The 12,809-nt window shown below is 68.2% G+C and carries 8 protein-coding genes; 2 read left to right on the top strand and 6 right to left on the bottom strand.

Features of this window, described 5'->3' with window-relative positions; translation table 11 throughout:
- The first annotated feature begins 57 nt into the window (after positions 1-57).
- Complete coding sequence (locus tag ACFYXU_RS29955) at positions 58-1,140, top strand: AI-2E family transporter (protein ID WP_389407795.1); 1,083 nt, start codon at positions 58-60, stop codon at positions 1,138-1,140.
- 110 nt (positions 1,141-1,250) lie between these two features.
- On the opposite strand, the gene ACFYXU_RS29950 is transcribed toward ACFYXU_RS29955, so the two are convergent.
- A complete protein-coding gene (locus tag ACFYXU_RS29950; protein ID WP_389407794.1) occupies positions 1,251-3,368 on the bottom strand; it encodes a SpoIIE family protein phosphatase in 2,118 nt (705 codons plus the stop codon).
- 170 nt (positions 3,369-3,538) lie between these two features.
- On the opposite strand from ACFYXU_RS29950, the gene aspS reads away from it, so the two are divergent.
- Positions 3,539-5,347: an aspartate--tRNA ligase gene (gene aspS / locus ACFYXU_RS29945; RefSeq protein ID WP_329854983.1), complete on the top strand. Its 1,809-nt coding sequence runs from the start codon at positions 3,539-3,541 to the stop codon at positions 5,345-5,347.
- Positions 5,348-5,480: 133 nt separating this feature from the next.
- Here aspS and ACFYXU_RS29940 read toward each other — a convergent pair whose 3' ends face one another.
- The 5 genes from ACFYXU_RS29940 to ACFYXU_RS29920 form a co-directional block, all read right to left on the bottom strand.
- Positions 5,481-6,005, bottom strand: coding sequence for an SMI1/KNR4 family protein (locus ACFYXU_RS29940; RefSeq protein ID WP_389460844.1), 525 nt, complete (start codon positions 6,003-6,005; stop codon positions 5,481-5,483).
- Between the two features lie 460 nt (positions 6,006-6,465).
- A complete protein-coding gene (locus ACFYXU_RS29935) occupies positions 6,466-6,933 on the bottom strand; it encodes a hypothetical protein (RefSeq protein ID WP_389460842.1) in 468 nt (155 codons plus the stop codon).
- A gap of 20 nt (positions 6,934-6,953) precedes the next feature.
- Positions 6,954-11,591 (bottom strand): putative T7SS-secreted protein, encoded by a 4,638-nt coding sequence (locus ACFYXU_RS29930; protein WP_389460840.1) that lies wholly within the window; start codon positions 11,589-11,591, stop codon positions 6,954-6,956.
- Positions 11,591-12,238 carry a hypothetical protein gene (locus ACFYXU_RS29925; protein ID WP_389460838.1) on the bottom strand — a complete coding sequence of 216 codons (648 nt, stop codon included), beginning with the start codon at positions 12,236-12,238 and terminating at the stop codon, positions 11,591-11,593. The genes ACFYXU_RS29930 and ACFYXU_RS29925 overlap by 1 nt, the downstream gene beginning before the upstream one ends.
- Positions 12,235-12,630, bottom strand: a complete 396-nt coding sequence (locus tag ACFYXU_RS29920) for an SseB family protein (protein ID WP_389461130.1) — start codon at positions 12,628-12,630, stop codon at positions 12,235-12,237. The genes ACFYXU_RS29925 and ACFYXU_RS29920 overlap by 4 nt, the downstream gene beginning before the upstream one ends.
- Positions 12,631-12,809 lie beyond the last annotated feature (179 nt).

The following is a 12,809-nucleotide window of genomic DNA, read 5'->3' as shown; positions in this document are numbered from 1 at the left end:
ACCCGTACGGCCCGTCAGCGCGCGACGCCACGCCGACCGGCGTGGTCCGGTGGTCGGGTGCAGACCAGCCGAGCGCCGCTCCTCCCCGAACCCGCCCGGCGGTTCGCCGCCTGGTGCGTCGTCCTGCTCCTCGCCGCCGGCGTCGCCGCCGTCTTCATCTGGCTCTGCGTCGTCTTCAAGACGGCCGTCACCCCCGTCCTGCTCGCGATCCTCGGCACCGCGCTCCTCGGGCCCCTCTACCGCCGCCTGCTGCGGATGAAGGTCCGCGAGGCGCTCGCGGCCGCCCTCACGGTCGTCGCCGTCCTCGTGGTCGTCGGCGGCGCCACGTACATCGTCGTCGTCGCCCTCATCGACACGGGCGACCAGATCGTCGCCTCGCTCCGGCAGGCCGCCACCGACATCGCCAAGCACCTCGGGGCGGCCGGCACCTCCCTCGACGACCTCGCCAGGAACGCCAAGGTCCTCCTGGAGAAGTTCGGCGGGACCGCGGCCTCCGGGGTCATCAGCGGCGTCAGCATCGTCGGCCAGATGCTCGCCACCGCCGTCCTCGCCCTCCTGCTCATCTTCTTCTTCCTGAAGGACTCCGACCGGGCGGCGGGCGCCCTGCGCTCCCTCGCCCCGCGCGCCACCGGCGACCTCGTCGAGGCGATGGCGCGCCGCGCGTTCGAGGCCGTCGAGGGCTTCATGCGCGGCACCACCTTCGTCGCGGCCGTCGACGCCGTCCTGATCGGCATCGGCCTCGTCGTCCTCGGGGTGCCCGGCGCGGTCGGGCTGGCCGCGCTCGTCTTCGTCACCGCCTACATCCCGTACCTCGGGGCCTTCCTGTCCGGCGCGATCGCCGTCCTCGTCGCCCTCGCCGACCGGGGCTTCGTCATCGCGCTGTGGGTCCTCGGCATCGTCCTGGCGGTCCAGGTCCTGGAGGGCAACGTCCTCCAGCCGATGGTCCAGAGCAGGACCGTGCAGATGCACCCCGCCGTGGTGATGCTCGCGATCACCGCGGGCGCGTCCGTCGCCGGCATCCTGGGCATGCTGCTCGCCGTACCACTGACGGCCGCGGCGACCGGGATCCTGGGGGAACTGAGGACGCGGTACGGGCCGGGGGCTGCGGAGGCGTACGGGGACGGGGACGCGGGCGGCTGATCAGGCGGGGGCGGGGGCGGTCCCGCGCTTGCCGCGCCACCCGGGGCGCGGTCCGCCAAGGAGCCCTCCGCCGGTGCGGTCGGCCAAGGGCCGGTCCGCCCAGGAAGGTCCTATGCCCCCGCCCCCTCACCCCTCGGCGGCTCGTTCAGTTCGAACCAGATCGCCTTGCCCTCGCCCCGCGGGTCGACGCCCCACGCGTCCGCCAGCATCTCCATCAGCACCAGGCCGCGCCCGCTCGACGCCATCTCGCCCGGGTGCCGCTTGTGCGGCAGCTCGTCGCTGCCGTCGGAGACCTCCACGCGCAGCCGCCGCGACTTCTGGCCGCACGCCACCTCCGCGACCAGGAGCGCGTCGCCGTCGGTGTGCACCAGGACGTTCGTGACCATCTCGGAGACCATCAGGACCGCGGAGTGGAGCTGGTCCCCGTCCGACCAGTCGTGCAGCAGCTGCCGCATCTGCTCGCGCGCCTCGGCGATCCGCTCCGGCTCCGCCTGGGCGATCGTCATCAGGGTGCGGCGCGGAGCCTCCCGCACGGTGTCGGCGGGCCGGCGGGAGAGCAGCAGGACCGCGATGTCGTCCTCCCTGCGGTCGGCGAGCGGCCCCGTCGTGTGGTGCGAGCCGGGCCCGTGGACGGCCTCCACGAGGGTGTCGGCGAGCGCCTCCAGGTCGTCGCCCTCGTGGGACTCCAGGAGCTTCCTGACCCGCTCCCAGCCGGTGTCCAGGTCGTGCCCGCCGGTCTCCAGGAGTCCGTCGGTGCAGACCATCAGGGTGTCGCCGGGGTCCAGGGTGAGCCGGGTGGTGGGGTAGTCGGTGTCGGGGTCGATGCCCAGCGGCAGCCCGCCGGCCGTGGGCCGCAGCAGAACCGTTCCGTCGTTCATCCGTACCGCCGGATCGGGATGCCCCGCCCGCGCGATGTCGACCGTCCCCGTCTCCAGGTCGACCTCCAGGTAGAGGCAGGTCGCGAAGCGCGGACCGCCGTTCTCGTGCTCCTCCCCGTCGGTGATCCCGTACAGGAAGCGCGAGGCGCGCGAGAGGACCGCGTCCGGCCGGTGGCCCTCGGAGGCGTACGCGCGCAGGGCGATCCGCAGCTGCCCCATCAGCCCGGCCGCCCGCACGTCGTGCCCCTGCACGTCGCCGATGACGAGCGCGATCCGGCCCGCGCCGCGCCCGCCGGCGCGCGTGGTCCCGCCGGGCAGCCGGATCACGTCGTACCAGTCGCCGCCGACCTGGAGCCCGCCGCCGGTCGGCACGTACCGCGCGGCGACCCGGATGCCGGGGATCCCCGGCCCGAGGACCGGCATCATCGTCCGCTGGAGTCCGAGCGACAGCTCGCGCTCCGACTCGGCCACGCCCGCGCGTGCGAGGGCCTGCGCGAGCATCCGCGCGACCGTCGTCAGCACCGACCGCTCGTCGGGCGTGAAGGCCACGGGGTGCTTGAAGGCCGCCATCCAGGCCCCCATCGTCCGCCCGGCGACGATCAGGGGGACGAAGGCCCAGGAGCGGCGCCCGAAGCGCTGCGCGAGCGGCCAGGTCATGGGGAAGCGCCGCAGGTACTCCTCCGGCGTCGGAAGGTAGATGGCCCGCCCAGTCCGGGCGACCTCGGCCGCCGGATAGTCCGTGTCCAGCGACATCGACGTGAACGGGCCCTCGTCGCCCTCGCCGTGCCCGTGGTGGCCGATGACCGTCAGCCGCTCGCCGGCCACCCCGAAGACGGCGAGCCCGTCCGGCGAGAAGCCCGGCATCGAGAGCGAGGCCGCCACGCGCAGCACCTCGGCCGTGGACCGCGCCTCGGCGAGCGCCCGCCCCGCGTCGAGGAGGAAGGCCTCCCGGGAGCGGCGCCAGTCGCCGGTGACGGGGGTGCGGGCGGCGGTGCCGGGCTGCTGCTCGGCGACCTCCTGGAGGGTGCCGACCAGCTGGTAGTCGTCGCCCCGGACGAGCGGCTTCGACCGGCTCCGTACGGTACGGAGCACCCGTCCGTGCTCGTCCATGATCCGCAGCCGCGCCTCGGCGAGGGTGCCCTCGGCGACGGCGAGGTTGACCACCCCGTCGATCTCGTTCCAGTCGACCGGATGGAAACGGGACCGTACGGCCGCCTCGCTGAGCCGCACGGGCTCGGCGGGCAGCCCGAGCAGCCGGGCGGCCTCGGCGTCGAGCGAGACGATCCCGGACGCGTTGTCCCAGCGCCACAGGCCGGTCGCGATCGCGGCCAGGACGTCCTCGGTGCGCATTGCCCCACTTTATGAATATCGGACAGCAGGTCGCCACCGAGAGTATTCGAAATCCGATCTTGGCCCGGCCGGTACTCTGGGTGGGTCTGCCCGCGTGTCCTGTGACATCTGTGACAGGGGCCACAGGGCAGTCGCCCACCACCGAGATCCCGAAGACTGGATGAACGACGATGCATCGGTACAGGTCCCACACCTGCGGCGAGCTCCGCGCCTCTGACGTCGGCACCGACGTCCGGCTGAGCGGCTGGCTGCACAATCGGCGCGACCTGGGCGGCATCCTCTTCATCGATCTGCGCGACCACTACGGCATCACGCAGCTCGTCGCCCGCCCCGGCACCGCCGCGGCCGAGGTCCTCGACAAGCTGACCAAGGAGACCGTCGTCCGCGTGGACGGCAAGGTCGTCTCCCGCGGCGCGGAGAACGTCAACCCCGAGCTGTCGACCGGCGAGATCGAGATCGAGGCCGCCACGGTCGAGGTCCTGGGCGCCGCGAAGCAGATCCCCTTCACCATCAACGCCGACGACGGCGTCAACGAGGAGCGGCGCCTGGAGTACCGCTTCCTCGACCTGCGCCGCGAGCGCATGCACCGCAACATCATGCTGCGCTCCGCCGTCATCGCCGCCATCCGCTCCAAGATGGTGGCCCTCGGCTTCAACGAGATGGCGACCCCGATCCTCGCCGCGACCTCCCCCGAGGGCGCCCGCGACTTCGTCGTCCCGTCCCGTCTGAACCCGGGCAAGTTCTACGCGCTCCCGCAGGCGCCGCAGCAGTTCAAGCAGCTGCTGATGATCTCCGGCTTCGACCGGTACTTCCAGATCGCGCCCTGCTTCCGCGACGAGGACGCCCGCGCGGACCGCTCGCCGGGCGAGTTCTACCAGCTCGACGTCGAGATGTCGTTCGTCGAGCAGGAGGACGTCTTCCAGCCCATCGAGAAGCTCATGACGGAGCTCTTCGAGGAGTTCGGCGGCGGCCGCCACGTCACCTCGCCGTTCCCGCGCATCCCGTTCCGCGAGTCGATGCTGAAGTACGGCAACGACAAGCCGGACCTGCGCACCGCCCTCGAACTCGTCGACATCTCCGACGTCTTCGAGAACTCGGAGTTCAAGGCCTTCGCCGGCAAGCACGTCCGCGCGCTCGCCGTCCCGAACACCGGCGACCAGCCGCGCAAGTTCTTCGACGGCCTCGGCGACTTCGCGGTCTCCCTCGGCGCGAAGGGCCTGGCCTGGGTCCGCGTCGGCGAGGAGAACGCCCTCACCGGCCCCATCGCCAAGTTCCTCACCGAGGAGAACGTCAAGGTCCTCAGCGAGCGCCTCGGCCTCGCCCCCGGCCACGCGATCTTCTTCGGCGCGGGCGAGTTCGACGAGGTCTCCAAGATCATGGGCCCGGTCCGGGTCGAGGCCGCCAAGCGCGCCGGCCAGTTCGAGGAGAACGTCTTCCGCTTCGCGTGGATCGTGGACTTCCCGATGTACGAGCGGGACGAGGAGACCGGCAAGATCGACTTCTCGCACAACCCGTTCTCCATGCCGCAGGGCGGCCTGGAGGCCCTGGAGACCCAGGACCCGCTGGACGTCCTCGGCTGGCAGTACGACATCGTCTGCAACGGCATCGAGCTCTCCTCCGGCGCCATCCGGAACCACGAGCCCGAGATCATGTTCAAGGCCTTCGAGATCGCGGGCTACAGCCGCGAGACCGTCGAGTCCGAGTTCGCCGGCATGCTCCGCGCCTTCGAGTACGGCGCCCCGCCGCACGGCGGCATCGCCCCGGGCGTCGACCGCATCGTCATGCTCCTCGCCGACGAGCCGAACATCCGCGAGACGATCGCCTTCCCGCTGAACGGCAACGCCCAGGACCTCCTGATGGGCGCCCCGACGGAACTGGACGAGTCCCGCCTGCGCGAGCTGAACATCCAGCTCCGCAAGCCGGTCGAGAAGAAGACCACGGACATCACGGACGCGGTCCACCCGGACGCGGCGCGGTAGTCGTCAGAGCGCCTGTAGGGCCCGGAATCCTCACGGATTCCGGGCCCTTCGCGTTCCCCCGGCGCATCCCTCCTCGCTAGCAGGGCCCGGAAGGCTGTGTCGCCGAGTCGGCGGGAAGGGGCGGCGTCACGGATCACAGCCTTCGGACGTCATGCGTGGTGAGCGGGAACGAGGAGGAGAGAATGTCCGAGCGCAGCCCACCGTCGAGGATGTCTGCAAGGAATCGTGTACAGGACACGGCGAAGTGCTCCCATCGTCCACCGCGTGCCTCGTTCACCATGACGGTCCACCGCTCCGGAGGAACCCCCGGCGCGACGAGCCAGTAGAGACACCCTCCGTTGTCCGTGACCGCCCAAGGAACGACCCGGACCCCCTCCGCCTCCAGTTCCACCGGCTTCTTCTCGAACTCCCACAGGTCTTCCAGGTCCTCGGCCTGATTCCGGGCCCATACGAGGAGGTCGTAGTGGTGGTTGGGGCAGCCGGGTTCGAGGACGTACAGGTAGTCGTCCCAGTTGCTTCCGCCGTAGCGGCGGACGAGTTCCTTGTAGTCGGCGGGAAGCGCCCACCCGATGGCGTGCTCGACCTCGGCCCAGTCCTTCTGGCGGGACTCGACCGGAGCCGGCGCGATGACGGAAAGCCGGGCAAGGCCGTCGGTCATGGCGTGAACACACCTCTCTTCCGGGCTGGGCACAGACGCGATCTCCAACGGTAGGCGAGATCGGCTCCGCGAGGACTTCCCGTCGTGCGACCGCCCGCTCACTTCGGAGCGGGCCGGAGAAGCGCGGTGGTCATGTAGCCGCGGCGTGGGTGGCCCACGCGGGCGGCCTTGCTGTGTCAGGGCGCTGTTGCCTTGCCCTGCTCCAGGCGCTCAAGGAGGGACCACAGAGGAGGCTTGCCGGATTGCTTCATGTGCTCCTCGAGGATCGTGAAGGGCGGATGGTTGGAGGGCGCTCCGGTCTCCCAGACCGTGTCGCACTCCTCGCAGATCCTGAACGGTTCGCCCGTGCCGATCACTCGACACCTGACCACCCATCCCTGATCGCACCTTGGACACCAGATCACCGAGAGCTCCTCTACGAATCCGGGAAAGCCTTGTGTTCGCTGTTGCAGCGCACGAATCACCACGTAGCGAAAGGCGTTCGCCTCGCGAACTCGGGAGCTGCGCGGCGTAGCGCAGCCCCGAACTCGCCGGCCAGTCCGGCGAGAAGCTTCAGCGCTTCATCGTGCGGCACGGTTTCCACCTCAGGATGCGGGCGCCAGCTGGTTCTCGAGACGCACCGGATCTCCGTCACATTGTTCGAGGTCGTGAAGATCAGGCGTCGTTCGATCCCCTGGCCGTAGAGGTCGATCTCGGTCGACCTGCCCTGCCTCAGGCTTTCCATGGCGGACGGGAGCTGCTCGATCACCGTCGAAAGATCGTACGACACATCGACCGGCCATTCATCCTGCCCGAATCCTGACATGATGAATTGTGCATCGGTTTCAGAAAGCAGCTGACATGCATCCATGGCCAGCGACTCGTAATCGTCGGAAAGCTCGGTCTCCAGTGGGTCTGGAAGCTCCGTGGAGGGTGGTGTGAGAGACATTCGAAGAATCATTTTACCGGTCACTTCACAATCGGGAATGCTGTCCTATAGGTGCCGTCGGGTTTGGGGACCATGCGAACATGGGTCGGCTCCACGATCTGTCCATCAGGCTTGATTACTTGCCCCAGGCCCGGAGGAATCGGCACATCGCGTACGCCGCCATCGGGATCGTGGTGCGCCTTGAGGAACTCTATAGCCTTGGTATTGTCCAACCACTGTCCTTGATCCTTTCCAGTGCCGTGTGCGCGGTCTGTCAAGCTCTCAGTGTTCTTCTTTCCCGATCCGTGTTCACTGAACGTGTGTCCAAAAGTGGGACGGCTCTTCTCGTTCCAGTTGAGATCCTCGGTCTTCTTCTTGCAGGGTTTGAGGCCGAGGGGATCCGACCAGCTGTGAGGGTTGGATACATAGGATCTGGGAGTAGGCGCGGGAGTCAGGCCCAACGGATCCGGTGTCAGGTACCGGGCGGCATCAGGGTCGTAGTACCGAAAGTAGTTGTAGTGCAGCTCTGTTTCCGGGTCGAAGTACTGCCCGGGGAACCGGAGTGGGGTATAGGTAGTGCTCCCGGCTGCCCACGTGGTTGTGCCCCACAATGTGCTTCGCATGTTCCAGGCGACTTCGCCCGACTCGTCGATCAATTCGCTCGGCGTGCCGATCAGATCGGTGACAATGGCGAAGAAACGTTCGTCGATCACCGTATCCGGCGCGTCGGGTGAGAGGATGCGCTCCGTTTGAGCGAGCGGATGCAGGCCTTCATGATCCCAGGTGAGTGTCACAGGATGGGGGAGGGCCGCAGCAGTCGTCATCTGCTCGCACAAGGTGGTGTCGTCCCAGACGAACGAGATTTGCTCGATGATCGTCCGCTTGTCGTCAGCAAGGCGTTGTTTGGATATACGTCGGCCAAGTGCGTCGTATCGGTACAGCCACACCGAGCCGTCTGGAGTCGTGATGGATGTCAACCGATCCTCGGCATCCCACGAGTAGCGCCAGGTATCGGGTTTACGTGACAGTCGGGTCTTCTGCCTTAGGACTATTCTTCCCTGGGCGTCATGTTCATAGCGGGTATTGCCCGCGCGGGAGATCTGGGTCCCGTTGTAGCTACGGTGGCCCGCCGAGTCCTGCCCTGCATGCGTAGTGGGCCATGACGCCTCGGTCTGGTTTCCCACCGCGTCATAGGCGTAGCGTTCTGTCCAGTCGGCGGCGTGGACAGCCGTGACGCGGCCGATCGCGTCGAGGTCGAATCGCCGGGCCCCTCCGAGTTCGTCGTGTATGCCGACCAGATTGCCGTCGGCCCGATAGGCATAGCTGCGGCGCCGGCGCGTATGCCCACGACCGAGGACACTCTGCTCGGTCATCCGGCCCATGACGTCATAGGTGTGGGCGATCGCCGCTGAGGCTCCGATGCGACGTGTCACCTCCCTTCCTGACGCATCACGATCGAACGTCAATGTCCGGCCGGAAGTAGTGAGTGAGGCAAGGTGTCCGGACGGGTCGTAGGTCCAGGAGCTGATCGCACCGCTGGGCGTTGTCCGACCAGTCCGGCGCCCGAGGAGGTCGTACTGGAAGGTGACAGTGCGGTCGTCGACCGCTTCCGCAGCGAGCCGTCCGTAACGATCGCGCAGCCGGGTGAGAGTGGTCCCACCGTTCGTGGCGACGGTGAGTTCGTCGAAGATGTCGTACTCGAACGAAGTGACCGTGTTGGCGACGTCCTTGCTGACGATCTGTCCGAGTGCGTTGTACTGGAACCGGATGCTCTCGCCCATGCCGTTGGTACGCGAGATCAGCCTGCCCGCCGGGTCATAGCCGTAGGCAAGGGTCCGGTTGTCGAAGTCTGTTTCAGCGTTGAGCCGCCCAATGGGGTCATATGCGTACCGCCAAGTGAGACCTTGGGGGTTCTTGACCATGGTCAGCCGAAGGTTGGTGTCGTGGGTGAACTCGTATCGGACGCTGTCTGGGCCGGTGCGTGCTGTGAGGAGGTCGAAGTCCGAGTACTCGTAGGTGGTGACCCCGCCCAGCGCGTCAGTGTGGCTGACGCAGTTGCCTTCGCCGTCGTAGGCCCATGACTGCTCGCTGCCGTCCGCCTCGATACGGCGGGCGAGTTGGCCCTCTACGGTCCACTCGAACCGGGCAGTCGAGCCACACGCATCAACAAGGGCAACGGGCCGACCGAATCTGTCCCGCTCGATCCGCGTCGTTGCACCGAGCGGGTCGGTGACCTCAACCTGCAGGCCGGCCTCGTCACAGCGGACGCCGGTGGTGTGGCCGAGGGCGTCCGTGACGGTGACGAGGTGTCCCCGCTCGTCGTAAGCGAAGTGGGTCGTTGCCCCGGACGGTTCAGCGAGGGAGGTCCGGTTCCCACGTCGGTCGAATGTCTGACGAGTGACCGATCCGTCTGCAGCCACGACGCGCACGGGGAACCCCGACTCGGCGTACTCCGCGACAAGTCGTCGCCCGTCCGGCCGCACGAGTACGCTGAGTCGTCCGGCCGTGTCATAGACGTATCGGTCGACATTTCCGAGCGGGTCAGTTCGCGACTGAAGGCGATTGTGCCGATCATGTTCAAGGCGGGTGACATAGCCCAGGGCGTCGATCTCGGCTACGACGTTCGAGCGGCTGTCGACCGCGAACTTCTTGGTGTGTCCTTGGCCGTCGGTTATCGATGTCGTGCTCAGGCCGGTGACGGGATCTGATTCGCCCCAGGTGAAGTGGGATTCGACGTGCCCGTTGGTTCCGGACTGGTAGACGCAGCGGTCCTGGCCGTCATAGACGTAGTCGTAGCGATTGCAGTTGGTGTCGGTCCACGAGGTGATGCGGCCCTGGTCGTCGCAGCCGAAGCGGAGAGGGCGCCCCGAGGAGTTGACGACCGTGGTGAGGTGGCCGTCCGTGTAGCCGTAGCGCAGGATCTCCTGGTCGGAGCCGTCCGCCGCCGCCTCCGCGAGGTGGAGGGCGGTGACACGCCCCTCGCTCGTCGTGAGTTTCAGGTGGTAGCCGCCGTGATGGACGATCGCCTTCGGGGCGCCCGCTTCGTCGTAATCGAAGGCGATCCAGCGGCCGTTGCGATCATCGATCTGCGCGAGTAGCGCGAGCCCTTCACTGTGGTCCACGAAGTGCCAGACCTTGCCCGTGACGGGATCGGTGATGGTGTAGCCGTCTTCGACCCGGTTCATCGGCCATCGACGGCCGTGAGTGGGCATGACCGGTACACCCGGCGCCGGGTGCGGATACGCCAACAGACTCCCCTCGTCACAGCTGAAGATCACACCTTCCGCGTCGACCTCCAGCCGTTGGTCCACCGTGCTCGACCAGGTTGGGCCGAACCAGCGGCCTGAACGGTGTGACGAGTCGAACGTGCGCTGAAAGATGAGGGGGAGCGATCCGGGAAGGGCGATGTCCGTCTGCGGCAGCAGCATGCGGCCGGTCGCCATGTCCACCGGATCGCCGTCGCACGTGTTGTCTCCACACCGGTTGCTGTTGTGGTTCGGGTCCTTCTCCTGGTCCCCGCGACTGCCGTGCGGCTTCCTTCCGCCGGGCAGGTGCTTGGTGCCGTTCAGCCCCGCGCGCAGCCCTCCCCGGATCACCCCCGCGCCCTTCGTTCCCAGCACCTCCGGCACCAGCCTGCCGAAGAACTCCGACGGGTCGCCCTTCGCCGCCTCCCAGGCGTTCTTCAGAGCGCGGTCCGGGTTGGCGGCCGTGGACACCAGGCCGGCGAGCGTCATGTTGACGCCCTTGTAGTAGTCGGCCGGGTGGGTCAGGTTGTACGGGTCCACCGGGTTGACCGAGCGGACGAAGTTGAGGAGGCCCGCCGTGCCCTTGACGATGCCACCGCCGAAGTGGGCCAGTTCGATGCCCTGCCCCAGGCCGTAGTCCATCAGCTCCAGCTTGGCCCGCTCACGGCCCGTCGGCTCCTCGGGGGCGTGCGCGAGCGCGGCGCTGACGGCGGCCTTGGCGGTGTCGCCCGCCTCGTTGCGGGCCTTGCGCGCGTCGTTCAGGATCTCCTTGGCCCGCTGCCGCTTGGCCTTCCCCGGGTCCGAGAACGCGCCCGGGTCCGGCAGCGGATTGTCTCCGGTGCGAGCCGCGTTGTAGGCGTCGACCTTCTTGTTGTACGTGTCGACGGCCGCCTTGGAGTCCCCGTCGCCCTCCTTGTAGAGGGCTACCGCCTCGCGCGCCTTGCCCTGCGCGCTCACGACCGCCTTGGAGTACGTCTCCAGGGCCTTGGCCGCGTTCTCCATCGCGTCCGCCGCGTGCAGCCAGTCCGTCGGCAGCGTCGAGAACTTCTCCCGGAACGCGTCGGCCGCCTCGCCCTTCCAGTGACCCGAGTCCAGCTTTCGCATGCCGCTGCCGACCAGGTCGAAGGCCTTCTGGAAGTCCCGGAGGTTCTTCACCGCCTCGGCGATCTTCTCCGGCTTCCCGTGGATCAGCTCGTCCGCTTCCTCGGTCTGCCCGAGCTGCTGCTCCCCGACCTGCGCGCCGAGGGAGGACGCGGTCTCGTCGCCCCAGTCCTCGACCGAGTCCGCGATGGCGTGCGCACCGATCTTGTCCAGGCCCTGGCCGGCCTTGTCGGTCACATAGTCGACGCCCTCACCGACGAGCTCCTTGCCCTTGTCGATGCCGTCACCGATCTTGTCGATGCCCTTGTCGACCAGACCTCCCCAGTCCACCATCAGCGGTTCTCCCCCCAGCGCGGCTGCTCGGCCTGCTCGACGGTCGCCTGGTCGGGATCAAGCAGGTCCTTGAGTCGCTGGTCCGCTCCGTCTCGGGTCGCCGAGTCGATCACACCCGAGCGCTCCAGTCCGTCGAGCATCGAGTCCTCCACGTCGTACGTGGTGTTCTTCCAGGTCTGCTTGACTTCGTCGTGCGCCCCGCTGAACGACTCCCCGCTCCAGTCCGCGCCGTCCCACATGTGCTGGTCGCGGATGCTGTCCCAGCTCTTCTGCTTGACCTCGTCCTCGGTGAGGTGCGGGTTCCCGTTGAGGGAGTTCACACCGATCTTGATCGAGTCCTTGATGTACTGCTCCTGCTCCGCGAACGAGCCGGCCGACAGGCCGACCGCCTGCGTGAAGCCGTTTCCCCGCAGCGTGAGGGCGCGTATGCCCCACTCCCAGCGGTCGCAGAACGTCTCGAACTGCGACGTCAGGCCGCCGTGCCCCAACTCCATCCCCGAGAGGGCCAGATCGGAGAAGCCGCGGCCCGTCGACGCCTCCCCGATCATCCCGAGCTCCTTCAGCTCGGCATGCGCCAGGTCGATGCCCTTCGCTATATCCGTCAGCGCCGCCGCCGGCGCCGCCAGGTCAGGCGTGTTCCCACTCATCGCGTCCCCGTTCCCCCGAGATCCACCGTGTCCTCCAGGTCCACCGCCGCCTCGTCCGGAACGATCCCCGCCACCGGCGGAAAGAGCGTCCCGTCCGTACTGCCCGCGTCCAGCGCGACTCCGCCCGGGCCCGGCAGCATCGGCACCATCACGTCGAGGAGCCGCGCGCCCAGGATCGTGCGGTACGTCCACTCCCGCCCGGCGTCTCCCCGGGCCGCCGCGAACCTGCCCAGCGCCTCCTCATCCGAGAACGCGCAGATCCATCGCACCCCGTTGAAGTCCGCGGTCCACAGACTGTCCTGGTCGTCGAACGGCACCAGCACGGCCGTCCGCCGGAATTCGCCGAGCAATCGCGCAAACTCCCGCCGGGCCTCGCTGATCCCGTCGGCCAGGTCCGCCTGCGGCGAGGCCGGTGCGGGCGGCTCCTCCGGGATCGCCTGCTCACCCGGACCCACTGCCTCCGCAGGTGCGTCCGCCAGATCCGCGAGTCTCGAAACCTGCCGAGACCTCGGTATGTCGTTCCCGTGCTCCCTCACCCGCGCATGCTGTCACGCGTCCGTTCACACGAGCA

Origin of the sequence: Streptomyces sp. NPDC002232, from assembly GCF_042890295.1 — a bacterium.
Taxonomy (GTDB): domain Bacteria; phylum Actinomycetota; class Actinomycetes; order Streptomycetales; family Streptomycetaceae; genus Streptomyces.
Note: the sequence above shows the minus strand (reverse complement) of the source record. Positions and strands in the feature narration are given on the sequence as shown.

Coding starts and splice junctions, on each gene's coding strand:
- ACFYXU_RS29950 (WP_389407794.1), bottom strand. CDS start 3,368: ATGCGCACCGAGGACGTCCTGGCCGCGATCGCGACCGGCCTGTGGCGC.
- aspS (WP_329854983.1), top strand. CDS start 3,539: ATGCATCGGTACAGGTCCCACACCTGCGGCGAGCTCCGCGCCTCTGAC.
- ACFYXU_RS29940 (WP_389460844.1), bottom strand. CDS start 6,005: ATGACCGACGGCCTTGCCCGGCTTTCCGTCATCGCGCCGGCTCCGGTC.
- ACFYXU_RS29935 (WP_389460842.1), bottom strand. CDS start 6,933: ATGTCTCTCACACCACCCTCCACGGAGCTTCCAGACCCACTGGAGACC.
- ACFYXU_RS29930 (WP_389460840.1), bottom strand. CDS start 11,591: ATGGTGGACTGGGGAGGTCTGGTCGACAAGGGCATCGACAAGATCGGT.
- ACFYXU_RS29925 (WP_389460838.1), bottom strand. CDS start 12,238: ATGAGTGGGAACACGCCTGACCTGGCGGCGCCGGCGGCGGCGCTGACG.